General features: G+C 40.7%; 21 protein-coding genes and 1 other RNA gene. 12 read left to right on the top strand and 10 right to left on the bottom strand.

Annotation, left to right across the window (positions count from 1 at the left end; genetic code table 11):
* From MK127_04685 to MK127_04635, 11 genes are all read left to right on the top strand, one after another.
* Nucleotides 1–2,175: a TIGR03663 family protein gene (locus MK127_04685; GenBank protein ID MCH2532088.1), complete on the top strand. Its 2,175-nt coding sequence runs from the start codon at nt 1–3 to the stop codon at nt 2,173–2,175.
* A 56-nt stretch (nt 2,176–2,231) separates the two neighbouring features.
* On the top strand, nt 2,232–3,260 hold the full coding sequence (locus MK127_04680; GenBank protein MCH2532087.1) for a flippase-like domain-containing protein: 1,029 nt from the start codon (nt 2,232–2,234) through the stop codon (nt 3,258–3,260).
* Nucleotides 3,253–4,608, top strand: coding sequence for an NAD(P)/FAD-dependent oxidoreductase (locus MK127_04675; protein MCH2532086.1), 1,356 nt, complete (start codon nt 3,253–3,255; stop codon nt 4,606–4,608). Before MK127_04680 ends, MK127_04675 begins: the two co-directional genes overlap by 8 nt.
* A gap of 58 nt (nt 4,609–4,666) precedes the next feature.
* Nucleotides 4,667–5,830, top strand: a complete 1,164-nt coding sequence (locus tag MK127_04670; protein MCH2532085.1) for an alpha-hydroxy-acid oxidizing protein — start codon at nt 4,667–4,669, stop codon at nt 5,828–5,830.
* A gap of 161 nt (nt 5,831–5,991) precedes the next feature.
* Complete coding sequence (ligA, locus tag MK127_04665) at nt 5,992–8,010, top strand: NAD-dependent DNA ligase LigA (GenBank protein ID MCH2532084.1); 2,019 nt, start codon at nt 5,992–5,994, stop codon at nt 8,008–8,010.
* Between the two features lie 4 nt (nt 8,011–8,014).
* Entirely contained in the window at nt 8,015–8,635 is a 621-nt protein-coding gene (pth, locus tag MK127_04660; GenBank protein ID MCH2532083.1) for an aminoacyl-tRNA hydrolase, read from the top strand.
* Nucleotides 8,632–10,476, top strand: coding sequence for an immune inhibitor A (locus MK127_04655; GenBank protein MCH2532082.1), 1,845 nt, complete (start codon nt 8,632–8,634; stop codon nt 10,474–10,476). Before pth ends, MK127_04655 begins: the two co-directional genes overlap by 4 nt.
* An 11-nt stretch (nt 10,477–10,487) precedes the next feature.
* Nucleotides 10,488–11,039, top strand: a complete 552-nt coding sequence (locus tag MK127_04650) for a hypothetical protein (protein ID MCH2532081.1) — start codon at nt 10,488–10,490, stop codon at nt 11,037–11,039.
* A 30-nt stretch (nt 11,040–11,069) separates the two neighbouring features.
* Nucleotides 11,070–12,296 (top strand): hypothetical protein, encoded by a 1,227-nt coding sequence (locus MK127_04645; GenBank protein ID MCH2532080.1) that lies wholly within the window; start codon nt 11,070–11,072, stop codon nt 12,294–12,296.
* Nucleotides 12,293–13,285 carry a zinc-binding dehydrogenase gene (locus tag MK127_04640; protein ID MCH2532079.1) on the top strand — a complete coding sequence of 331 codons (993 nt, stop codon included), beginning with the start codon at nt 12,293–12,295 and terminating at the stop codon, nt 13,283–13,285. Before MK127_04645 ends, MK127_04640 begins: the two co-directional genes overlap by 4 nt.
* Before the next feature lie 146 nt (nt 13,286–13,431).
* Nucleotides 13,432–14,544, top strand: coding sequence for an MFS transporter (locus MK127_04635; GenBank protein ID MCH2532078.1), 1,113 nt, complete (start codon nt 13,432–13,434; stop codon nt 14,542–14,544).
* Here the strand turns inward: MK127_04635 and MK127_04630 are convergent.
* Genes MK127_04630 through ispE form a run of 6 tightly spaced genes read right to left on the bottom strand, consistent with a single transcriptional unit; the run spans nt 14,541 to nt 21,079 of the window.
* A complete protein-coding gene (locus tag MK127_04630) occupies nt 14,541–15,281 on the bottom strand; it encodes an SDR family oxidoreductase (GenBank protein MCH2532077.1) in 741 nt (246 codons plus the stop codon). The genes MK127_04635 and MK127_04630 overlap by 4 nt on opposite strands.
* A gap of 17 nt (nt 15,282–15,298) precedes the next feature.
* Nucleotides 15,299–16,186, bottom strand: coding sequence for a hypothetical protein (locus tag MK127_04625; protein MCH2532076.1), 888 nt, complete (start codon nt 16,184–16,186; stop codon nt 15,299–15,301).
* Nucleotides 16,158–18,941: a hypothetical protein gene (locus MK127_04620; protein ID MCH2532075.1), complete on the bottom strand. Its 2,784-nt coding sequence runs from the start codon at nt 18,939–18,941 to the stop codon at nt 16,158–16,160. Before MK127_04620 ends, MK127_04625 begins: the two co-directional genes overlap by 29 nt.
* A 58-nt stretch (nt 18,942–18,999) precedes the next feature.
* Complete coding sequence (locus MK127_04615; GenBank protein MCH2532074.1) at nt 19,000–19,758, bottom strand: dienelactone hydrolase family protein; 759 nt, start codon at nt 19,756–19,758, stop codon at nt 19,000–19,002.
* Nucleotides 19,759–19,776: 18 nt separating this feature from the next.
* Complete coding sequence (locus MK127_04610; protein ID MCH2532073.1) at nt 19,777–20,166, bottom strand: RidA family protein; 390 nt, start codon at nt 20,164–20,166, stop codon at nt 19,777–19,779.
* Nucleotides 20,153–21,079: a 4-(cytidine 5'-diphospho)-2-C-methyl-D-erythritol kinase gene (ispE, locus tag MK127_04605; protein MCH2532072.1), complete on the bottom strand. Its 927-nt coding sequence runs from the start codon at nt 21,077–21,079 to the stop codon at nt 20,153–20,155. Before ispE ends, MK127_04610 begins: the two co-directional genes overlap by 14 nt.
* Nucleotides 21,080–21,150: 71 nt before the next feature.
* On the opposite strand from ispE, the gene MK127_04600 reads away from it, so the two are divergent.
* Nucleotides 21,151–22,314: a cupin domain-containing protein gene (locus tag MK127_04600; GenBank protein ID MCH2532071.1), complete on the top strand. Its 1,164-nt coding sequence runs from the start codon at nt 21,151–21,153 to the stop codon at nt 22,312–22,314.
* 51 nt (nt 22,315–22,365) lie between these two features.
* On the opposite strand, the gene MK127_04595 is transcribed toward MK127_04600, so the two are convergent.
* The 4 genes from MK127_04595 to MK127_04580 form a co-directional block, all read right to left on the bottom strand.
* The gene (locus MK127_04595) at nt 22,366–22,572 is read right to left on the bottom strand and encodes a hypothetical protein (protein MCH2532070.1); all 207 of its coding nucleotides are present in this window, start codon (nt 22,570–22,572) and stop codon (nt 22,366–22,368) included.
* On the bottom strand, nt 22,569–23,363 hold the full coding sequence (rsmA, locus tag MK127_04590; protein ID MCH2532069.1) for a 16S rRNA (adenine(1518)-N(6)/adenine(1519)-N(6))-dimethyltransferase RsmA: 795 nt from the start codon (nt 23,361–23,363) through the stop codon (nt 22,569–22,571). The genes MK127_04595 and rsmA overlap by 4 nt, the downstream gene beginning before the upstream one ends.
* Nucleotides 23,364–23,398: 35 nt before the next feature.
* An RNA gene (ffs, locus tag MK127_04585) (signal recognition particle sRNA large type) lies at nt 23,399–23,662 on the bottom strand.
* A 58-nt stretch (nt 23,663–23,720) separates the two neighbouring features.
* Nucleotides 23,721–24,896, bottom strand: coding sequence for an MFS transporter (locus MK127_04580; protein ID MCH2532068.1), 1,176 nt, complete (start codon nt 24,894–24,896; stop codon nt 23,721–23,723).
* Nucleotides 24,897–24,927: the final 31 nt, after the last annotated feature.

Below are 24,927 nucleotides of genomic sequence, written 5' to 3'. Positions count from 1 at the left end.
ATGCAATTTATTTTAAGAGCAATAGAATATTGGTCATCAGCAAAATATTTTTCCCTTAGGCTATGGGATTCTTTCAAGAGCATACGTCCTCCAAGAACTTTCGTTGGGTGGACTTATGTTGCCATAATTACAATTGCCATAATTACAAGGCTTTGGGATCTAAGCGGACGGTCTCTTCATTACGATGAAATTCTCCATGCATGGTATTCATGGATGTACTCCCAAGGTATGGGCTATTCGCATACTCCTCTAACTCACGGTCCTTTTTTGTTCCATGGTGGAGCGGCTAGCTTTTTTGTTTTCGGTTCAAATGACTTTACTGCCCGCTTTCTTCCCGCACTTTTTGGGATATTTTTAATAGGAATGCCCTATTTCTTACGTAATGAGATTGGAAAATACGGTGCAATTTTCGCGTCAATTTACCTGCTTATATCTCCATCATTTTTGTACTTCAGTAGATTTATGCGAAACGATATCTATATGGCAGTTTGGGCTCTAGCTCTAATTATCATAATGATTAAATACCAAAGATCTCCTAAATTCAGCTTACTTTTTGCATGGGCGATAATATGGGCTTTAGCCTATTCCACCAAAGAATCAGCTTTTTTACTTGCAGGTACTATTGGTTTAATACTGATTTTTCAGACTTCAAAAGCATTATGGCAATGGATAAAAGGCAATCGATTTCTCTCAGATATTGGTCCATCTGGCGATTTATTAATTGTCCTAGGAACATGTTCACTACCTTTATGGGCGCCAATTGCAGGAACTATTCAGTCCGCTTTGGGTGTAATACTTGTAAACCCAGACCCGAATGACCCTAGAGTAATTGCAGGAGAAATAATTAGATCAAATGCTGTAACTGGAGCACCAGTAGGGGGTAGTCTATACATTGCCGCATTTATATTTTTAGTCTTACTGATACTGTCGGTAGCGATAGGGCTACTTTGGGATAGGAAACGATGGCCTATACTTGCAGGCAGCTTTGCATTTATATGGCTAATTCTATTCACAAGCTTTTTTACTAATTGGCAGGGCTTATTCACAGGCGTATGGGGATCGCTTGGTTACTGGATAGCACAACAAGCAGTAGAACGTGCTAGCCAGCCTTGGTACTACTACCTACTAGGCCTAATGGTTTACGAGTCACTTGCAATAGTCCTAGCGACTATTGGTTCTATCTATCTCTTGTTAAAGCACCGAACAAATTTCAATCTAATAATTATTTTTTGGGCAGCTATGACATTAATACTTTTCACCATCGCAGGTGAAAAAATGCCTTGGCTACTGACCGGTATCACACTTCCCCTCGTGATAGTGTCTGGAATAGTAATCGATAAATTAATGCACCAAGCAATGAGTCTCTATATGCGGGTTAGAATATATTTAGTATGGCTTTTGCTATTCATTGCAAGTCCAATTATTATCCTGTACGTAATTCTTCCCTCCAAACCTTTTTCAGTTGAAATTTATTACATCGGAATTTTGATTGGAGCCATAGCTCTGATCTACTCCGTTGTCCTTATTTTTCAATGGAAAAATGCGACCAATAATTGGCCAAGCTTATATTCAGCACTGCCCATACTTGCTATTTCATTTATTTGCGTTTGGGCGTTTGGCATTGGAGCCAGTTCAGTCAGAGCAAGCTATTCCTATGACAACATGGAAAAACCCAGAGAATTGCTTGTTTACTCCCAGACAGGGCAAGAAACATCATATGCTGCAAAATGCCTAAATCGAATCAAGCTTATGTCCGAAGATGACATAAGAATTCTTGTAGATGAATCCGATAATTTTGCTTGGCAGTGGAGATGGTATTTGCGGGATTTTAATAACGTAGATTACAGGCCATTAAATCAAGGCCCTATTAAAGAACTGCCTGAATATCAAATCATAATGATGAGCAAAGCTTCAGAAAATAATCATGTGAATTCTTTAGGTGCGTACCGTAGAACAGGGGAGCTCCACCATCTCTGGTGGTTTCCTAATTATGCATATGAGCAACTCACTCTCCCCAAAATCCTTGATGGTGCAGTCTCGTCACAGGGATGGCAAACCATATACGATTATCAGGTCAGGAGAGAAATGGGCAGTAGTATGCAGCGCTCGAATGGAATTATTTATATTGCTGACCAGCTAACTGACGACGTCACTTCGTGCACAAAAAGGCAATAGGCGTACTTTCTAGTTATACTATCTTTCTTGCACAAAGGTAGGGTTAATTCAAAATGATGTCTCGTAGGTATTGGATCGGACTAATAATCAGTACTATTTTTCTGGTTATTTTAATCTCTCAAATCGACTACAAGGAAATGATTCAGTCCTTACGCGACGCTAATTACTTTTATGTATTTCCAGGCATATGCGTATATTTTATCTCTCTATATTTCCGAAGTATTCGATGGAAATATCTGCTCTCTCCTTTCGGATCAACTACTACCGCGAGACTTTATCCCGTATTACTTGTAGGTTATTTAGCAAATAACATTTTGCCCTTGCGGGCTGGCGAATTCGTCAGGAGTTATTACTTAGCAACGCGAGAAAAAATTTCTTCTGCTACCGGATTAGCTACTGTTCTTGTTGAGAGGGTATTTGACGGGCTGACTCTTATACTATTTCTTTTCGTTGGGGGTTTATTCTTGCCTCTTTCTCCACTCGTTTCAAAATTATCTGAAACTGCAAATCTACATCCACAATCGATTATTGCAATAGTTGTCTCTCCATTCGTACTTGTCTTTGCGTTAATTATTTTTATTGCAATTAAGCCCAATATCTTTCTATCTATAACGCGAAAATTTCTAATGAAGCTTCCAAGAAAATTTGAATCCACTTTAAGCCCGTTGATTACACGTTTTATTAACGGATTTAAAGGAATGAATAAACCGGATAGGTTGTTTTGGGTATTTTTATTATCCGTACCTGTATGGATGGCAGAAGCTTATATGTACCTAATCATAGGATACGGATTTGGAATCGATAACTTCTTCCCCAATATTTGGCAATATTCCCTAGCAATGCTTATTGTTGTATCAGTTTCCAATTTAGCTACCTCAATCCCTTCCTCGCAAGGTTCGATAGGACCATTTGAGGTCTTTGGAACAATTGCATTAGTTTACCTTGGAGTGAGCAATGGTGTGGCATCCGCGTATGTAATCATATTGCACTTATCTTTACTTTTACCCGTTATAATCGTTGGTATCGCGTATATGGTTTACGCAAGCCTTTCACTAAAACAACTAACTGGAGATCCGCGTGAATGATCTTCCCGAAACCTATCGGGTAGGAATAATTGGAGCAGGAGCTGCAGGCCTTGCGGCAGCTTATGATCTTGTTTCTGAGGGATGTCACGTAGACGTATATGAAAGTGCTCCATTCCTAGGAGGACAAGCGTCTACGTTCTTGATTAATGGTGTCCCTGTTGAAAGAGGGTATCATCACTTGTTCACAAGTGATCAATCAATGATTGGCTTAGTTACTGAGCTGGGGCTTTCGCATAAGTTGAAATGGATAGACTCAAACGTTGGTTATTTTACTAAAGGGAAATTATGGAAATTCACATCTCCATTTGACCTATTGGCCTTCAGGCCAATCCCTTTATGGGATAGAGTCAAATTAGGTCTTTTAACTTTAATGCTTCAACGTAGGAAAGAATGGAAGAGCCTCGAAAAAACAACTGCCTCGGAATGGTTATTAAAAAATGCAGGTTCGAATATTTACTATGCAATTTTCGAACCAATGCTAAGAGGTAAATTTGGCCGCTATTACGACCAAATCACCATGGCTTGGCTTTGGAATAAATTTGCTCTGCGCACTGCTTCCAGAGGAAAAGGAATCGCAGGTAAATTAAAAGAACAACTTGCCTATCCTTCGGGTTCTTTTGGCGAAATTTTTGATACCCTGGCTAAACGAATTGAAGACAGCAAAGGTAAAATTCATCTATCAAAATATGTAAAAAAAATAGTAATCGAGGACAATCGTGTATCAGGTCTAGAGGTTGCTTCGGAAGGAGAGTCCCCATCCTTCCATAGTTATGATCAAGTGCTAGCTACTGTTCCTTCTTTTGTATTACCAAAAATTCTAGAACATATTCCTGAAGATTACCTAAGCAAGTTAACTGATAAAACCTATCTATCTGCAGTCTTAGTGATTCTAGAGTTAGACAGGGCATTAACCCCTCATTATTGGACTTACGTAGGCGATCGTGAATTACCCTTCTTAGGAATAATTGAACATACTAATTTCATACCTGCAGAATATTACAATGGCGCACACATCGTTTATTTAACAAATTACCTTGAGCAAGACGACCCAATGTACAAATTGTCCCCTGAAGAGCTTTACCAAGAATATATCCCTCATCTTCAAAAAATTAATCCTAACTTCAGAGAATCCTGGGTTACTAATTACTACTACCACAAAGTAGATGCTGCCCAACCAATTGTTACCAAAGGTTATACAGAAAGCATACCCAGCCACCGCACACCTTTTAAGGATCTTTACTTGGCTAATACAACACAAATATACCCAGAGGATCGAGGGACAAATTATTCTGTACGTATGGGACGAAACGTTGCCCAACTGATGAAGGAAGATCGCGGGCTGAATTAATTAATCTGAGCTACCACAAATTGAGTGGCAGGCACCCTTGCCAAAAGGAGTAAAAGTCATGAAATTGAAAGATTGCCATAATTTCCACGATTTCAGAAAACTTGCCAAAAAGAAATTGCCGTCTCCTATATTTCATTATATAGATGGTGCTGCTGAAGACGAAATAACGTACCAAAGAAACACCAGTTCCTACAATGACGTCGAATTAGTCCCGAATGTGTTACGCGGCGTAGAGAATATAGACTTATCGACTACTATATTCGGGAAAAAAATGGACTTGCCTTTTTATTGTTCACCTACCGCTCTGCAAAGGCTTTTCCATCACGACGGCGAAAGAGCCGTAGCAAAAGCAGCTGCTAAATTCAACACGATGTTTGGGCTTTCCACTATCGGCACTGTAGCGATAGAGGAAATTGATCAAGTTGAAACCCCTAAGATGTTCCAGTTTTACTTTCACAAGGATCATGGAATAAATGACGCGGTGCTCGATAGAGTAAAGGCTTCGAATTTTGATGTACTAGCGCTTACAGTCGACACAATAACTGCAGGTAGCAGAGAGCGAGATCTTCGGACCGGATTCAAATCTCCGCCCCAGTTAACATGGGCTAGTTTTCTTAGCTTTCTATCTAAACCAAATTGGGGACTGAATTATCTATTCCGTGAAAAATTTGAACTCCCATTATTGAAAGGCAGTGTATCTGAACTAAATAACGTATCAACGTCTATAGGAAGTTATTTTTCCACTATGCTTGATCAATCGATGAATTGGAATGATGCGGAAAAGCTTGCTTCTGACTGGGGAGGGCATTTTGCTCTGAAGGGAGTAATGAGCGTAGAAGATGCGAAAAGAGCTGTAGATATAGGTTGTTCTGGGATCATTGTCTCCAATCATGGTGGAAGGCAATTGGATGGCCAAAGATCAAATTTTGATCAACTAGGCGAAATAGTTGACGCAGTAGGAGACAAAATAGACGTTATTTGTGAAGGAGGCATACAGAGATCAACTCATATGATAAAGGCTTTATCAATGGGCGCAAAAGCTGTAGCAGGTGGAAGATTATATTTGTATGCACTCGGAGCAGCTGGTCAAGCAGGGGTTGAGAGAGCTTTAGGGCTATATAAAACTGCTTTAGAAAGAGACATGAAACTTATGGGATGCACCAACATAAATGAACTGAGTAGATCTAATTTAAGGTTTAGGTGCACGTGCCCGCATCATTAATTCTCTATCTGTTAAATATTACTTATTCACTGGGGTAAACAGGATGTGATATTTACCATTGCTGAGTAGATTGAGGCGAGTTGAATTAATTAATTAGAGTAACCACAAATTGATACTTAACTTAAAAGAATGCATATACTTCAAAACGATTTGAGGTAGTCATGGCAGATGAAGAGAATTCAAATTTAGCAAATTCCCTAAAAGAAAAACTTCATTTTCACAATTATCGGTACTACGTTCTAGACGATCCTGTGATTTCGGATTTTGAATACGACAGGATTTTTCGTCAATTAGTAGATCTCGAAGAAAATATACCAGGGTTAAAAGCTGCGGATTCACCTACTCAAAGAGTGGGAGGGGCGCCGTCTCCCGAATTCCTGGAGATCCAGCACCGGAGCCCAATGCTAAGTTTGGGAAATGTTTTCAACGTTAACGAATTTATAGCTTGGCATAACCGTGCAGCTACTCGTCTTCAGTTTTCAAATTTCGAAATGATCTGTGAACCTAAAATTGACGGCCTAGCGATATCATTAACCTATGAAAATGGTCTACTTGTCCAAGGCGCTACTCGTGGGGATGGTAATAAAGGTGAAGACGTTACCTCGAACGTTAGAACGATTAGATCAATTCCCTTATCCCTTCAATCCCCAAACCCTCCGCCACGCCTAGAGGTAAGAGGGGAAATTTATTATCCACTAGATGCATTTGAAAAATTTAATAATGAAAGGCTTGCTGAAGGGCAAGCGCCCTTTGCTAATCCAAGAAATGCGGCTGCAGGGTCATTACGCCAACTAGATCCTAAAACAACCTCAGAGCGCCATTTATCGATATGGGTATACCAATTGGGTTCAGTCGATGGACAAGCAGCACCCGATACACATTGGGAAATAATGCAGTGGCTTCGGTCCTTAGGATTCCGGATAAATCCTTTGATTGAATTGGTCACAAATTTAGATAGTGTCACAAAATATCATCAGCGTTGGATTGGGAATCGAAATAATGAGAATTACCAGACTGATGGAATCGTCGTCAAAGTAAATTCTCTCGAGTACCAAAGGCTTTTGGGGTTTATCAGCCGGGAGCCAAGATGGGCAGTCGCTTACAAATTCCCTTCGGAACAAGCGATTACTAAATTGGTTGAGATAGGAATTAACGTTGGTAGGACGGGGAATCTCAATCCATTTGCGGTTCTCGAGCCGGTGCAGCTTGGTGGCGTAGTGATACAACACGCAACGCTTCACAATGAAGAAGATATTTTGCGAAAAGATATCAGAATCGGAGACCAGGTAATTATTGAAAGAGCGGGGGAAGTTATTCCGCAAGTAATTGGTCCGGTAGCAGGAAGCCGCACCGGTGCAGAAATTCCTTTTGAAATGCCCGGGCTATGCCCATCTTGTTCTTCTCTAGTATCGAAAATTGAAGGAGAAGCTGCTCATCGATGCAGCAATGCTTCATGTCCCAGTCAAAAATTCGAAAAAATTAAACACTTTGTGTCTAAATCTGCAATGGACATAGAAGGATTAGGAGAAAAACTAGTTAAGCTTCTTCTAGATCTGGATCTCATTAGTGAATTCCCTGATCTATATTTTTTAGACCGAGAGCAACTTCTAAATGTCGAGCGCATGGGTGAAAAATCCGTAACAAATCTTTTAAGCGCAATTGAGAAAAGCAAACAAAGGCCATTGTCTTCTCTAATATCCGGACTTGGGATATTACATGTCGGGTCTGAAACTTCCGAGCTTTTAGCAAAGCAGTTCAAGAGTGTCGATACAATTGCGCAAGTTTCTCTTGAAAATTTTGAGGCTATCCCCGGAATTGGCAGTATCGTAGGCGCAGCGTTAGTCGAGTATTTCCAAAATTCTGAAAACTTAGCAATCATCGAAAAACTCCGCTCAGCAGGGGTTAATTTTACAGAAAATGAAAATCTTGAGGAATACGTAAGCTCCTTCATAGGCCTACGCTTTGTCGTAACTGGGCGAATAGAGGGCTATACCCGATCTGAACTTGAGCAATACATTAAAAATCGAGGAGGTTCGGTAAGCAGTTCGGTAAGTAGTAAGACAAATTTTGTTGTCGCAGGAGAAGACGCGGGGTCAAAGCTTTCTGATGCTGAAAAATTGAATGTCTCAATTATTTCATTTGCAGAACTACAAAATTTGGACAGGCAAGGCTTACACTAGTCATATGTTGGAAAAAATAGTTGGAGACTTGGGGCAAATATTCAAAGTACATTTAAATCCAGCCCGGAAAAAGCCAATGGTTGTCGTTGGCTTAGGGAATCCGGGGGAGAAATATAAACTGACTAGGCACAATGTAGGTTTCATGTTTGCAGAGCTTTTTGCAGATAGAAATAAGATTAAATTCGACATCAAAAAGAAAACTACAGTGATTGGCGAAGGTGTATTTGAAAACAAAGACCTAACGGTCGCGAAGCCTCGTACATTTGTTAATCATTCAGGCCAGGCTGTCAAGTATTTAATGGATAGGTACCGCATACCTGCTAGCTCTTGCCTAATTATCTTCGATGACATGGACCTTCCCGTAGGTCAAATTCGAATGAGACCATCCGGTGGCTCTGGCGGACATAACGGATTGAATTCAATATCAAACACTTTGGGAACAGGTAATTTCCCGCGCCTTCGAATCGGAATTGGAAGGCCAAAGAATGACACTATTGACCATGTCCTCAGTAAATTTGAATCTGAAGAAGTAACCGTGCTTGAGAAAGCACTTGAAGATGCCTATGAAGCTACTTTAGCATGGGTAAAATACGGCATCGATTACGCAATGAATAAGTTCAATTGAAATTCTACATTCCTGCCTTAACTCTTTTTGCATTCCTTCTATTTAGCGCATGTTCAGATGACAGTACAGTCCTAACAAATGAACCAAGTAATGCAGACGATGTAGGTTCTGCAGAAATAAAAGTTATTGGCAGCCCTCTACTCTCAATCCCAAATGCAAGTCCCTCTGATGTTTATGCGATTACAAAAAGATTGAAAAATATTTCAGTGCCCCCTCCAAGCGAAGAGCTACTATTTAGCAATGAGCCCGTGGGATCGACTCGAAATTTTTGGGGACTGAATATACAAACCCCAAATTATTTTGAATTTGAAGCCAAAGTTGCTTATTCAAGTGATAATGCAATTTGGTATTTTCCTATCACTTCAAATAAAAAACTACCTGAGATTAAACAAGCTATTGATGAATTCGAAAAAATTATTTGGCCAAAAACCATTAGCCTTTTTGCGCCTGAATTGAAACTTCCAGGGAAAATTGCAATTGTTCACGGTTCGTTCCCAGGTCTAGGAGGCTACTTTTCACCATCCGACGCACTCCCGCAATCTATCAATCGCCATAGTAATTTAAGGATGGCAATCTACTTGAGTGAGCCAGCAGATTTAACAGACTCTAGCTATTTGGGAACATTAACTCACGAACTGCAGCACCTGTTGCACTGGCATCTTGATAAAAATGAAGAAGCTTGGATTCAGGAAGGTTTATCAGAATTAGCTGCAAGAAAACTCAACTACCAAGCCCTACCATTTTCAACATTCCTCAACAATCCTCAGGTTTCAATCACCAATTGGCCATCATCGCCAGGCAAATCGCTCCCGAATTATGCTGCTGCTTCGCTTTTTGCTGGTTATTTATATGAATCATTACAAACTTCAGGAATTGCAACATTAGTATCAAACCCACTAAATGGACCTGAAGGCATTGATAGCACTTTAAAATTATTAGGGTCAGATCAAACTTTTGAAAAAATTTTCCAGGACTGGCTGATAGCAAATTATTTGAATGATCCATCTACCCAATACTCATATTCTTACCTTCCCTACGTAATAAAGCCTCAAGTTTCTATTACCGCTTCCAAGGAAATATCTGGCTCAATACAACAACGGGGAGCTTGGTACGCAAAATTAGAACCGGAAGGGGAGATTGAGGTTACGTTTGAAGGTGCAAAAGCTACAGCAATATTACCGGTGTTACCACATAGTGGCGAAAAATGCTGGTGGAGCAATAGAGGGAATTCTATAAATTCTCAGCTTACGCGTACTTTCGATCTCAGCGATATCAAAACAGCTACATTAAATTTCAAATCCTGGTGGGATATTGAAAACGAATGGGATCATGGGTATGTCACGGTTTCTAATGACCAAGGTCAAAGCTGGGAGGTTCAAAAAGCAACTCGTTCGTCTATTAAAAATCCTCTAGGCACTGCACTTGGTCCTTCTTACACAGGTCAATCAAAGAAATGGCGTAATGAAAGCATCGACTTAAGTCCTTACGTAGGAAATACTATTATGCTCAGATTCGAATACATTACCGATGAATCTATAAGCACCTCCGGCTGGTGTATAGACGATCTCAATATTTCGGAATTAGACTTTTTTGATAACTTCGAAGAACCCGATGAAAACTGGATATCCGATGGCTTTGTTAAAATGACTAGTAGAGGCGTCCGTCAAAGCTTCACTTTGATTTACATAGATAGCAAAAACAATGTCTCAAAATTCCCGCTAAATACGAGTAATAAACTCTCTCTTTCAGTCAATCAGCCCAGTACATTAATAATTACAGCATCCGCTCCAAAAACCTCGGAGTATGCTCATTTCAATTTATCCGTAAAATCTAAACCCTAAAGACCATGAAAATGCCAACATTCAAAACTCCTTTTTCAAAAATAATTGCTAGCATGGTAGTCATTTTATGCTTATTAACTATAGTCGTAATTTTTCTGATCATTGAAAAAGGAGTTGAGGAATATTCCCCTTCGCAGTTACCAACTTTGGTAGAAGGTTCGCCTTCCTCCGTAGTTCAAAATTACATAGTATATTTCAACACCGGCAACGTTAGTGATCTGCAAAGCGCGCACGAGCTTTTATCTGATGTACATCAAAAATCTTGTCCATTTGATGATTTCAGATACATCAATAACCATCGTGACTCTGAAAGAAATTTCAGCCTGAGCTACCCGCAAGACAAACAGTATAATTCCATGGATCCGAATAAAGCATACGTTACCGTAGCCATTGAATATGTAGAAATTAATTCAGGAATTTTTTTGTTCAATACTCGTAATAGGTACGTATCTACACACGAAATCGAACTTGTGAAGGAAAATGGTAATTGGAAAATTAACGCCTTGCCCGATAATTTAGGATTGCCCCGATACATTTCAAACGGCACTAATTGCAGGCCCTAACGATAGTAAAAGCATGCTACCCTACATCAAATGGCTGTAATTGAGCTAGAAACTGCACTAGAAAAAAAAGACTTTGAACTGCTCAGTAATTTGGGAATGACTGCTGCCAATAATGGAATCTGGTTATGGCTTGTGGGTGGCAGTGTTCGCGATATTATTTTGGGTAGTCAAATCAATGATTTTGATTTGACCTCAGAAGCGCCTGCAGAAGATTTAGGAAAGTTATTGATCGCTTCGCACCATGGCCTAATAAAGTCAAAATCACAATTCAAAACTCAAAAACTAGTGTTCGACTCTACAATCATAGATCTAGCCACTACCCGAAAAGAAACCTATGCAAAGCCAGGAGCGCTCCCGGTAATCTCTTGGGGCAGTTTAGAAGAAGATTTGATTCGTAGAGATTTTTCAATTAATTCAATGGCTGTTTCATTACATCCAGATAATTTCGGGATACTTGTTGATAAAAATTATGGGCAGCAAGACATCAATAATCGATTAATTAGAATTCTGCATCCCAGCTCTTTTCTAGATGACCCTACTAGGTTGTTCCGGGCTGTTCGCTACCAAATACGCCTTGGTTTTGATATTGAAAATCAAACTCTAGGACTAATCAATCAAAGCTCCCCATTCATAGCCGGTATTTCTGCCGCACGACTTCGCCGAGAAATAGAATTAATTTTACATGAGGAAAATTCTGTAGAGATACTGATGGAAGCAACTCGCTTAGAAATTCTTTCTCACGTAAACCCTTTATTTAAAACATCACTTCTTAAAAACCCTTTAATACAATCCATCCAACGTGGGTGCAAAGGCAATGTTTTACTGGGAGTGCTGGGCTCAGTCTTGCCCGAAAAAGAAATTCTAAACTTAAAAAAACGTTTGGGTGTAACGAAAAAACAAGCTAAAATTCTGGACGACATAAATTACTTAAAAAAAATTGAGTCAATTTTTACGGCGCCTCTTGATGCTAATCACTTGTATTCAATGCTACTAGCAACTGACAGGGAGGCCATTTTGGTTATTGCAAGCACGACATCCAATCCAATGGTAGCGAGGAATTTGGATCGATACCTAGCCGGCAATCTTTTACGTATGCCATTATCTGGTGCGGAGCTAATCGAGCTTGGATTAAAACCTGGCCCTGAAATTGGAATGATGCAACGTGAATTGCGTTGTGCGATGATCGATCGGATTATCCTAAATAAACGTGACGCTGTTTTGTTTGTTCTTACTAAATTGGAGGAATCACTAAATTGAAGGCAGCTTTTATTCGAACACACGGAGATCCCGAAGTAATTGAGGTGGGTGAGCAGCCATACCCAACTTTAAAAGCAGGCGAAGTAATACTGAAAGTTCACGCTACGGGATTAAATAGGCTGGAATTATACTCGCGTGCTGGAACTAGAGGCACGAAACTACCTGACGAATCAATGCCCCATATTTTAGGAGGGGAATGCTCAGGGGAGATAGTAGAGATTGGCATGGGCGTCTCGCATCTTTCTGTAGGCCAACGAGTAGTAGTCAACCCTCACTGCGGAAAGCAAATACTTGGGACTACTAGAGCCGGATCAAATGCCGAGTACGTTGCATCTTGCGCAGAAAATGTGATTCCTATACCAGATTCATTATCTTTTGAGCAAGCTGCTGGTCTTCCTACTGTATATCTTCCAACTTGGGGGATAATTATCCGGGAGGGGCAGCTGCAAAAATCAGAGACCGCAGTAGTTCTGTCCTCATCTAGTGGTGTTGGAACTGCGGCTATTCAAATAATTAAAGGGGTCGTAGGCGCTGATTGCATTGCTGTTACCAGTAGTGAAGAAAAAATTGGTAAATCACTAGCGCTTGGTGCAGATCATGCAATTAACTACAAAACGGAAAATATAAAAGAACGCATCCTGGAAATTACTAACGGAAAAGGTGCAGATCTAGTTGTCGATAGCACAGGAGCTTTATTTTTTGAAGACGCTTATGCGTCATTAGCACGAGGCGGACGATTTGGAATATGCGGCGTAACTGCAGGCTACCAATCGCAAATTCATTTAGGCCAGCTCTTTAGTAAACAGCTGAAATTGTTTGGAACGTTTATGGGATCAATGGAAGAATTGAAAAATATTGTTCATGAAGCAAGCAAGGGTAATATAAGTACGCATATTCACAAACTTATTGGGTTAGAAGAGTTGAAAGACGCGCACGAGGAAATGGAAAAATCTGAGCATTTTGGAAAATTCATTGTCTCCATTAACTAAGGAAGAAGCCCATTTCAAGGCAACCTAAAACTTCTCAAAAACAATCGAAATGGTTTTATGGATGGACGATAGTCGTTGTTATTTCAATCATCTCTTTTGCCGGAGGTGTCGAAACTAATCCAGTACTAGGGGTTTTTCAAATCCCTATGACCAACGAGTTTGGCTGGACTAGATCCTTATACACAATGCCAATGTCTATTGGTTCTTTTTTAGGCGGAATTGGTGGATTGATTATAGGCCCCATCATGGACAAGCATGGTGCCCGATGGGTTATGGGCATAGCAATTTTTATTATGGGGTTAACTTTCATCCTGATGGGTTATGTAGAAAATATTACTCATCATTTCGTGCTTCAGATCTTGGGTCGAACTGTAATTGCATCAACTTTTTTTATGGTAGTCGGTGTTGTGATTCCAAAATGGTTTATCACAATGAGAGGAAGGGCAATCGCCTTTGCTAACCTCGGTCAAAGATTAGGGCAAATCGCATTCCCTGTAATGGCAGAGCGGATACTGTCGTTTAGCAGTTGGCGCACAGCATGGATAGCAATGGGATTCACAGTATGGATCTCATCTCTGATTCCCACATTAGCGTTATTACGAAGACAACCCGAAGATTATGGATTACTGCCAGATGGGATCGATATAAGGAAGGAATCTTCTAGGTTAGAAGATTCCTTCAATCGGCGAATGGTGCTTAAATCTCAAGCATTTTACTTGATAGCCATTGCAGTATGTATTCAAAGTTTTGTAACAACAACAATACATTTTCATTGGTTTTCTTACCTTACCGATATAGGTATATCAAGCAGTGCTGCTGTAATTTCTTTATCTATATCACCATTTGTATCAATGCCTATATCAATAATGGCAGGTTTTAGTGCTGAAAAAATCCCTGTCCAGAAATTAATGGCTGCAAGTTACTATTTCATGGCACTGAGCATCATATTGTTTCTCTTTGCCGATACTAATTTAATTGCACATTTATTTGGATTTGCTTTTGGGATTGCAACTGGTGTGCTTTTCACGGTTATGAATGTTGTCTGGGCAGATTATTTCGGTCGTAATTCCATTGGAGGGATACGAGGACTCGTATCCCCTGCGCATATGCTTTGTAATTCACTTGGTCCATTGATGGCAGCTTGGTCTTTCGATTTAACAGGAAGCTACACAAGTATATTCATAATTAGTGCATGTCTCAGCGCGGCGGGAGGTTCATTACTCCTCTTAGCAAAAAAACCAGAGATCTCAAATACCTAAGCAGGCCCCCACTCAATACCAAATTCTGGTCTTCTTAAAATCTTGCCTGTTAATGCCATATGTTCTTGAGAAATCATCCACATAAATGAATCTTCGACTACTTCCACTTCTTCGGTCGCTTTATCTCCAGACATGTCTGTTCTGACGTGACCAGGCGTCCATACGTTTACTTCGATATTTTTAGGTTTTAGCTCTTCTGCCAGTACCTGTGAAAAGACGTCAACTGCAGCCTTTGTTGCACTGTATGCCGCACGTCCGGGGCGACGCCTCAATGTCATTTCACTCGAGACGTTGACGATGCGTCCTTGGCCAGCTTCAATCATGTGAGGTAAGGAGTAATGAATTAGGTAAAATAATGAATTCAAGTTCACATCTACTGCGTTAATCCAGTCTTCTGGAGGGGTTTCTACTATTTCCTGGTCCGGATAAATTCCAGCATTGTTGACAAGAATATCAATTCTGCCAAATTTTTTAATGGTTTGGTCAATTAGTGCTTTTGCACCTGTAGCTTCGGTTATAGTCGCAGGTACCGCCAATACTTCAGCCCCAAGCATTTGTATCGCAGATAATGTGTCCGCAAGAGTCCCACCTTGCCCTGGAGACTGGTTGAATTTCCTCGAAGTAATTACTAGTTTAGCTCCCTCGCATGCCATCGCTATAGCCAAGTGTTTACCGATTCCTCTGCTTGCACCCGTTATAAGAACGATTTTATTTTTCAAACTATTCGTTTTATTCATCTGAAGCCTTAAATGTATTAGTACCCTTCAATTGTAGCAGTAGAACGTAAAGGCCTAGTTGACTGTCTGATATTCCAAAAAAGATACTGATTAGCGTACCCAGCATCATCTCCAAATCGATCCCATGACCAATTCCGACTATCTTGGTATTTTGCGTTTACCGGGAATCCGTACCATTCATGCAGAGCCTTAGTAATCCAACGATCGTTTGGGAACGCACGAATTTTGTCTAATGAGAAAAGCATCACGCAATCAGCTATCTTGTCTCCAATACCTTTCAAGCTAGTCAAATAACCCAGTGCCTCATAATAATCAGCCTTACGGAGCTCATCTAAAGGTAAGTCGCCATTTACCACTGCATTTGCTGCGGAAGCTACGTAGGGGGCACGAAAGCCACAGCCAAGCTCCCGCAATCTTTGCTCTCCTACCTCAGCTAAAGCACCTGCTGTAGGAAATGTATACCTCGTTGAACTGTCTAATGAAATTTTCTGTCCATATGTTGCAGCAATTAATTCGACTGTTCTGCTAATTCTTGGAATGTTCGAAGTTGAAGAAAGAATGAAAGAGACTAATATTTCCCAAGGATCCTGCCTCAAAATTCGCATCCCTGGGTACACTTGGATCCCTGAAAATACTTTTTTATCCCAAGCAATTCGCGTTTCAATTTGCTTCAAATCGTCGCCGATACGTAAGTAATTTAGTATTAAATCATGAAGTTTAGGACCTGAGTGTCGTGAACTCTCAACTTCCAAAATATTGCCATGTTGGCTCATACGAATAATTCCTGAGTCAACAACACCTACCCACCGACCTGTATCGTCAATCCTCCATCTAAAGCATTGACCTGATGTTAAGGAAGCCTGCAGATCTAATGGTTCATTCACTTCTATCGTTATTTGTTGCATTTTCACTATTCAGCCAGGTATTTATAAGTGAGATACTTTCATCAAACTTGCCTTTAATAACCGTAGCTGGTGGAACAGAATCTATAAATCTCTTTCCATATGATTTAGATGTTATTCGACTATCCATTATTACAGCCACTCCTCTATCTGCTTTGCTCCTTATCAAACGACCAAAGCCTTGCCTAAAACGCAAAATTGCCTGAGGTACGGCATAGTCAAAAAAGGCATTCTCATATTCATCTGAACGTGCTGAGAAAATAGGATCAGAGGGTACATTGAATGGTAATCTAGCAATAATCAAAACCTTTAAGGCGTCATTACCAATATCTACGCCCTCCCAAAACGAAGAGGTACCCAGCAGTACTGACTTTGATTTTCTTTGGAATCGATTTATTAATTGAGCAGGTGTTCCATCGATATCTTGTGCAAGTACTTCATACCCTTTAACAGGGAGAACTGACTTTAAATCAGCGGAAATATTTCGTACAGCAGAATGTGAAGTAAATAAAACCATCGTTTTCCCATTTGCAATTTCCACCAATCTTTGAATCACTAATGCCATGGAATTTTGGTAGTTATCAGAAGTAGGAGCTGGAACATCGGTTGGAAGGTAAAGCAAAGCGGCATTTTTGTAATCGAAAGGTGAGCCTAAGCATAATTCCCGAGGTTCGCTTATACCGAGCCTCTCAATAATATGATTAAAACTGCCCATCACGGCCATCGTTGCGCTAGTCAAAACCACGGTTTTTTTGTCGCCAAATAAATCTTCGCGAAGCTTCGATGCCACTTCTAACGGTGCACTATTTAATGTCACAGTTTCGGCCTTGCTCATCCAATATATTATTTTAGGATCTGGATTTGATATAAAGTTATTAATTTTTCCTCTAATTTCGGATTGAATTGAAATCCAATCCGATAATTCAGATTTAATAGCATCGATTCCTTTGATTTTTTCGGAAGGAATATCTTCAAGCTCGCGCCTTAACCGGTTCACAACATCCGCCAATTGACTTGATGTTCGCTCAAAATCGTCTGCTTTTATATCAAGCTGAGTCCAATCAGGCATTGTACGAACTGAATTAGTTATACGTAATTCCATTTCACTAGGTGAAATACGAGAGTTTAGTAAAAATATCTCAAGTTCCGAAATAAGTTCACCCCAAAGGGAATCGACATTAGCAATAGTTTCATCAAATTCTTTTGTATGTCGTTGCAAAATTTCCTTATGGCTATAATCAATCGGCGAAATTTGTACCAATCCGAGAAGTTCAGAATAAATAGACTTGCACCGGTTTGATGCTTCTAGAATTGCAGCAGAAGATATTTGGAATCCAAATTGCTTTGTTGCCTCAGACTCTAAATTGTGAGCTTCGTCAATAATTAAATATTGATAATCAGGGATTAAAGAACCACCCACTTCAATATCTGACAGCAATAGCGCATGGTTAACAATGATCAGATGAGCAGATGCAGCTTTTTCTTTAGCATGGTTATAAAAACATGCACCCTCTTTTACACCTAAGCAATTTGCAAATGCACTTGCATTGATTCGAGTCCAGGATTTTAACTCCCCTTGATTAAGATGCAATTCTGATCGGTCACCTGTCCTTGTGTTACGAAGCCATGCAACTGTCTTTGCTAATGTCGAAGCTTCATTAGAAGTAATTGCCTCTGAATTAGCAAGAGATTCCCAGCGTTTGAGACAAACATAATTAGCCTTTCCCTTAAGTTGTGAGTACCTAAAGTCCGACAAATCAATGTCCTCAATGGCATTTAAAGCATCAACAAGATCTGGTATATCTTTTTTTATCAATTGCTCTTGAAGAGAAATGGTATTGGTTGAAATTACAATTCGAACGTTATTGCGGATTGCAAAAAGAATCGCAGGTAACAAATAAGCCACTGATTTTCCAATTCCAGTCCCTCCTTCAACAACCAAGTGATGAGCTTCGATAGATTGTTTAGTAGAACCAAATGCCTCTGAAATAGATTGGGACATAGTTAGTTGTTCAAGGCGTGGTTCATATTCAGGAAATTTTTGTGCAATAAGCCCATCTGCTTCAAGTAATTCAGCTATGAATTCAGGCTCGATAGCACGGAATTGACTAGGTTGACCCAAGGAACGTGGCCGTTCAAGCCTACTAACAGAATCTCTCTCCTCCGTCCTTTTCATTGAATCTTGTGATGTATACGTTGAGGAAGCAGAGATTTCTGCCATTAATGTATAAAGAGTACTCTGAGACCGCAGCAATAAAGATAGGAGCCTTTGAATTACGTTAAGTGGTAATGTTTTTAGCTCCCTGAGCAAAAATTCATAAACATTACCCAAAGTTATTGAATATAGATACTGCTCATCAAAAATTTTTCCGCTACTGGAAGGTGCATCTACTCCTAGCTTTGTAGCTAAGGAAAATAAATCCTCTTCTGCTGTTTCAGGATGTAGCAATTCTGCAATTTCTTGGACATCCCAAATTTCAGAAGAACGTAATTCCCCATATTGTGAAAGAGCTGCAATTGCAGGTGCAGCATCGTGAACAATAATTGCACAGCCCATGCAAAAGTCTATGAATTCTCTGTAGCCATGTTCATCTTCCGCAAAGTACACCTCAGGATGATTCGCAGATCGAAATTTCAATCCGGAAATCGCGATTAACTTACTCGGCTGATTCTCGTCAAATCGCGCTTCCAATGCGACGAAAGGGGCTTCGAGGCTATGGCTGCCTTTAACAACAGGTTGATTATTACCAGAATCCAAAATAGCCATCTCAGATCAGTACGTGTAAATCAAGCTTATAAAACACCTATCTGCATTCTCAATTACTCAGTAAATGCTTCTCATAAAAAGCAAATACCTTTTGCCATCCGTCTGCAGCCTGCTCAGGGCGATAAGAGGAACCCGCCCAGTTAAAGAATGCATGGCCTGCGCCATCGTATCGATGAAATTCATAATTTTTTCCGTGCTTCTGAAGCTCGGACTCAATCGAATCAACTTGAACAGGGTCAGGGTTTCCATCGTCGTTACCAAAAAGACCCAAAACGGGACAACTAATGTCTGATGTCATTTCTATGACAGGAATAGGTTGATTTTCATTTATTCGATCCGGAGTAGGTATAACATTGCCCCCCCAGCAATCAACAGCGGCGTCCAAATTAAGTTTCGCGGCTGCCATGTACGAAACTCTGCCGCCCGAACAAAACCCAATTATCCCAACTTTTCCAGTTGCCTCATCTAAGTTTCTAACATAATCAAGTGTTCCTTGTAGATCGCCTATAACAAATTCATCTCTCTGCCCGCCATCATCTCTAACTCGAGCAGACATTTCTGCAGCTGTTCCAGGTCCAAATCGATCATGTAAATTAGGGCATACTGCTAAATAGCCGTGATGCGCCAATCTGCGAGTGACTTCTATACACCACTCGTCCCAACCAGGCATATGATGCGCGACAATTACACTTGCAAAAGGACCTCCGATGGAAGGTTTCGCAATATACGCATCAATAGAATCATTATTATGACCCATCAATTGAATTGTTTTAGTGTCTATAGGTGGATGTAGATTTAAACCTGGCATAATATCTCCTTTTAATTTCTATTCGACGTACGCTACTGCTTCAATTTCAAGTAAAAACTCTGGTTTTGCCAAACCTGAAATAACTAAAAGTGTACTAGTTGGAGGGTTAGCAGTTCGGTATTTAGCGCGCTCTTGACGAATAATATCTAAGTTTTGCTCACCTACTACATAAACGGTAGTCTTAACAATATCATCAAATGTGCCTCCAACTGATTCAACAGCTTGTGTCAAATTTTTCATGACCTGACCTACCTGAGCCTGAGGGTCATTAATACCAACTACATTACCCTCCCCATCAGAGGCGGTCTGACCCGCGATGAAAACCCATGGGCCTACTTTGACAACATGCGTGTATCGATTTCCATTCGGTGACAAACCTTCTGGTTGCAAATATTCAATTTGAGGCATTTTCACTCCTATCAGATTCGTTAAAAATATTTTCTACACTACCACCATCCAAGCCTTGAGTAGACCAACTTGAAATCAATCTAGCTGGATACGCAATATACCCTGCTAGTTTGTTCTGATTAACGACTTGCATCATATCCTTTTCGCTTGAAAATAATGCAAATAAGCTTGGCCCGGAACCCGTTAATATGTACGGAGCAGAGATCAAGTCTCCTAGCACTGATTTTGTTCCAACATAAGGCGAATAAGCAAGACTTGCAACAGCATCAAATACGTTAAATAGGAGATGTGATAATGGCTTCTGAGAGTTGATAGCTTCAATCAATTCCGCAGTCCTTGAACCATCTGTAAAATGGTTATCTTGTATCAATCCGAACATACTTTTGGTTTTGCTTTCACGGATTCCTTCGGTAGGGCTAAATATGACCACATAGTTTTGTGTAGGCATAGGCAATTTACTAAGTTCATCACCACGCCCCTCCCCATAACGAGTGCCACCATTAATAAAGAATGGAACATCACTTCCCAATTCACTTGCAACATCGTGCAGTTCATCGTCACTTAAATTAAGCCTCCATAGTTTGTTAAGACCAAGAAGAGTAGTGGCAGCATCGCTACTGCCCCCGCCTAAACCAGCTGATATGGGTATATTTTTGATTACTCGAATAGAGGCCCCTAAAGAGACGTCAAATTTTCTTTGTAAAAGCCTTGCAGCCTTTAGCACTATGTCCTCTTCATCAAAATTTATTGAATTATCAATATTGAGACGCATATCTTTTAAGTGATCAAAAAATAATTCGTCAAAAAGACTTACTGATTGAAGCACAGTACGGACCTCGTAGTAATTAGAGTCCAAAGGACCAATAATTTCTAAGCTAAGATTAATTTTTGCTGGAGCCAATAAATGAATCACTTCACCATTTTACGGCAGAATTCGGATATTTCATGTAGCATCTAAGGGTACAAATTTGGGGAGGCTTTTGAATGCCTGATGAAACGAACGTAAAAGACGATATAGCACGTGGAGGAAGCGGTGATGGTCGATTCATCTATGACAGATGGATGGAAAACCAAAATGTCCCTATCCATAGAGGCTATTTCATTGAAGATTTGAGAACTATAGAAGTAGGTCCTTGGCATGAAAGGGAATGTAATGCGGCTTTCATTCAAGTATCAGGAATGGAAGGAGTGGCAGAAGCTCGCCTAACTGAGTTACCACCCGGTGCTAGCGCACCGCCAATGAAATTCGCACTAGATGAAATTGTTTACACTGTCTCTGGGCATGGAATTGCAACAGTATGGACAAGCGGGGTTGATAAACATAGTTTTGAATTTGGCCCAAGGAGTCTATTCCTAATTCCTAGGGGAGCATATCGCCAATTCGCAAATGCCAGAGGTGATCAATCTTTGCGAATGCTGCACAATAATTACTTGCCAGTAGCAATGTCTTTGGAACCTGATCCTGGCTTCTTTTTTGATAACCCATACGAGCACCCAGAGCTCCTAAGACCTACCGAACAAGAACTCTATGCTGTTGCAAAACGAGCTCCTGCTATGGGTAGAGGAGCCACATGGTACGGCAATTTCTTTACTGACATGGCTGCTTGGAATGACTTGGTACCTCATCGGCAAAGAGGTGGTGGTGGCCATGTCGTTGACGTCTCATTTCCAAATTCACAAATGGGGGGCCATATGTCGGTCTTTCCCCCAGGAACTTACAAAAAAGGCCATAGGCATGGACCAGGTAGGGTTATAGTAATCCCTGCGGGTGAAGGCTATTCAATTATGTGGCCCGAAGGTGGAGAAAAAATCATAGCACCATGGCATGAAGGCAGTATGTTCACTCCGCCAGATAGATGGTTCCATCAGCATTTTAATGTCAGCGTAGAGCCAGCTAGATACCTAGCTCTAGCGCCTCTTCCCCAATTTTCTGGTCATAGTGAAAAAGTTGAAGATCGTGCACGTGATCAAATTGAGTATCCTGTAGAAGAAGGATGGATACGCGAAAAATTTGCAGAGGAATTAGCTTCACGCGGATTGGAAAGCTTGATGCCCGAAGAAGCCTATACAAATGCCAATTTTAATTGGGAATATGCTTCTACTGAAGAGCGTGGAGCAGTGCTAGGTACCAAAGGAGCAGATAGATAGATATTTCCGCAGGTCAGTCTGTAGCATTGGGATTAGATATTTTAAAAGTGATCAAGAGTTAGGGTTCTTACCCAGCCTTAGCCTTACAGATCCGCAAACGCATAAATAATCTGTCCAAGCCAAACTTTCAATTTCAGTTGGGAGGAGCGGCTGGCCTGCTGAAGAATAAAGAACTTCGCGAACTTGCGTTCTGCCGCAACGCTCACATGGAGGGTCAATTAGCAAGCCTCCATCTCCTCTATTAATAACTATACTCAATCCATTTCTCGCCAGTAATTATATAAATTAATCCATTCTTCAATCGAAAGTGTCTCTGCTCGACGTTGATAATTAATGCTTGCTAATGACAATAATTCTTCTGACATTTTGTTTTCTATAGAAAGGCCAAGGGCGATAGAGTTTCGTAACTGTTTCCTCGGTGCTGCAAAACCTGCCCGAAGGAGTTTGAAAAACAAAGGAATATTAAGTATTCGATTGATGTAATGATCATGTGATTCAATTGCAACTATGGCAGAGGTAACTTTAGGGGCAGGCGAAAAAGAACCAGGCTTAACGATTTTGCATATTCTGGGGTCCCCAAATATTTGGACTCCTAAAGATGCTAGTGAATACGACCCGGGACTTGCACAAATTTGCATCGCGACTTCCTTTTGGAGAAGGAATACTGATTGTGAAGGCCTGCATGTTGATTCGAAAAAACTTCGAATTATTGGTAAAGCTGCGTAATAGGGCAGATTCCCTACGAGCTTATAGGAACTACATTCACCTAGAAGGTCATCAGGGTTTGCTGCACGAGCATCGCCTTCAACAATTTTCACATTCGCAAACTCCAAGCTTTTTAGAGGCTCTATCAGCTCAGAGTCAAGCTCAATTGCTATGACTCTATTAGCACGTGTTGCCAGAACTTCTGTCAACGATCCTCTCCCAGGACCTATTTCAATTACTGTATCGACGCTGGAAATACTTGCAGCGTCTGCAATTACTGCAAGTAAATTACGATCTGTTAAAAAATGTTGCCCGAGGCTTTTTTTGGGGGAGCGATGAAACAACTCTACTCCGTAATCATAGCCTTATAAGATTAGTGCCGTGCACCTGCCATTCGAATCAGTAACTTCCACATAGCTATAGGGTTCGAACTCAAGCCAGGCTTCACTGCGGCACTCAAAGGCACTGTTTAGCGCTGCTTCTTTCCAGATCTGACGCGGTTCACAGGACTTTGTCGCGCAGGGCCAAGCTCTCAATATCCGTTCCCAAACTAGAGGTGTCAGGCTTAACCCTCAAGGTAGGAATTCAACCCCGCTAAGCGGCTTTCGGGTGCAGGGCACCGCTAACTCCCCGTCTAGCACGGCGTCAACATCGTAGGGTGCGAAAGCCTAATGGTCAATGTCAGAGGTTAAAGCAGATCTTCAAACCGATATCTCTCTCTTAATCGAATAAATTATCGAAAGAAACGCAGAAAATGTTGCCAAGACTCCTGCAAATACAAATGCGTAACGCAGGTCAGCGTATCCTACCAATCCAGCTAATACAGCACCCATTGCACCAATACCATCCATGAAGACGAAAATTATTCCGAGTGAAGTTGATTCTCTTTTTCCCGTAATCTCAACTGCATCAGCCAATAAACCAGGTCTCAATCCAGTCCAAGCACCAGCCGCAATAGTAGCACCTAGTATTAGCATGAACGGCCCATTACCGGTGGTAAGAATTGACAGACCTAATACTCCTACAACTAGCGCGATTGCATTCACATATTTGCGGTTAAATTGATCTGAAATTCTACCCATCAATGGGGCAATTATTCCTCCTGAAAGCATCATTATTGCAAATACTGATCCTGCAAAAACTGAACTATAGCCGTGAAATTCAAGTAGATATAAAGGGGTCATTGCCAAAAGTGCAATATAAGCCATGCTGTAAGAAATCATTACAAGAATCATGTTTATTCCAGCGATTGATTTCCAGGGGATCAATAAGCTGAAAAAATCTGAAAAGGAAATTTTCGAATCTTTGGTCCGGTAAATATTTGGCCAGGCAAAGAAAAATATAATAAATGTAATCAGTAATGGGGTAGCCGATAACCTTAAGACTTCATTCCAATCCCAAAAAGTAAGCAAAACTCCTGCCATAACAGGTCCTATTACTTCCGCAAATATGCCCCCTACCAAATGCACACCTAGCACAAATCCTCTTTTTGTAGGCATTTTCTGTACCATTGTGCCCGTAGCAGCAGGATGCCAACCGCCGTCGCCAAATCCTGCAATTGCAATCAATGCAATCAATGTACTGTAGCTCCATGAAAAAGAAGCTGCGATATAGCCTATTGCAGCCCAACCAATCATGAATAATAAAACTAACCCACGTCTTTCAACGCGATCGCCCATTATTCCAGAAGGCAAATAACCAATACCAGCCCCTATAGCATGTGCCGTAATGATGAATCCAATTTCTGCAGGTGTAAGACCCCAGGCAATACCTATAGCTGGAGCAATAATAAAAAGCGCACCACCTGGCAAGTCCGCCGTGAAATGACCCCATGGAAATAAGAAAAAATAGATCACTCGATCTTTTAAAGAGACCATTCAGTTAGCCTAATTTTAATATCCTCAAATA

The sequence above is a fragment of the Dehalococcoidia bacterium genome, assembly GCA_022449765.1.
In the GTDB taxonomy this organism is placed as follows: domain Bacteria; phylum Chloroflexota; class Dehalococcoidia; order Lucifugimonadales; family Australimonadaceae; genus UBA2963.
Note: the sequence above shows the minus strand (reverse complement) of the source record. Positions and strands in the feature narration are given on the sequence as shown.

Excerpts from the sequence above, each read along its gene's own strand:
- MK127_04625 (MCH2532076.1), bottom strand. The coding sequence starts at position 16,186 with ATGCAACAAATAACGATAGAAGTGAATGAACCATTAGATCTGCAGGCT.
- MK127_04645 (MCH2532080.1), top strand. The coding sequence starts at position 11,070 with ATGGCTGTAATTGAGCTAGAAACTGCACTAGAAAAAAAAGACTTTGAA.
- MK127_04580 (MCH2532068.1), bottom strand. The coding sequence starts at position 24,896 with ATGGTCTCTTTAAAAGATCGAGTGATCTATTTTTTCTTATTTCCATGG.
- ligA (MCH2532084.1), top strand. The coding sequence starts at position 5,992 with ATGGCAGATGAAGAGAATTCAAATTTAGCAAATTCCCTAAAAGAAAAA.
- MK127_04610 (MCH2532073.1), bottom strand. The coding sequence starts at position 20,166 with ATGCCTCAAATTGAATATTTGCAACCAGAAGGTTTGTCACCGAATGGA.
- MK127_04600 (MCH2532071.1), top strand. The coding sequence starts at position 21,151 with ATGCCTGATGAAACGAACGTAAAAGACGATATAGCACGTGGAGGAAGC.
- MK127_04635 (MCH2532078.1), top strand. The coding sequence starts at position 13,432 with ATGACCAACGAGTTTGGCTGGACTAGATCCTTATACACAATGCCAATG.
- MK127_04680 (MCH2532087.1), top strand. The coding sequence starts at position 2,232 with ATGTCTCGTAGGTATTGGATCGGACTAATAATCAGTACTATTTTTCTG.
- MK127_04615 (MCH2532074.1), bottom strand. The coding sequence starts at position 19,758 with ATGCCAGGTTTAAATCTACATCCACCTATAGACACTAAAACAATTCAA.
- MK127_04630 (MCH2532077.1), bottom strand. The coding sequence starts at position 15,281 with ATGAATAAAACGAATAGTTTGAAAAATAAAATCGTTCTTATAACGGGT.
- MK127_04650 (MCH2532081.1), top strand. The coding sequence starts at position 10,488 with ATGCCAACATTCAAAACTCCTTTTTCAAAAATAATTGCTAGCATGGTA.
- MK127_04685 (MCH2532088.1), top strand. The coding sequence starts at position 1 with ATGCAATTTATTTTAAGAGCAATAGAATATTGGTCATCAGCAAAATAT.
- MK127_04670 (MCH2532085.1), top strand. The coding sequence starts at position 4,667 with ATGAAATTGAAAGATTGCCATAATTTCCACGATTTCAGAAAACTTGCC.
- pth (MCH2532083.1), top strand. The coding sequence starts at position 8,015 with ATGTTGGAAAAAATAGTTGGAGACTTGGGGCAAATATTCAAAGTACAT.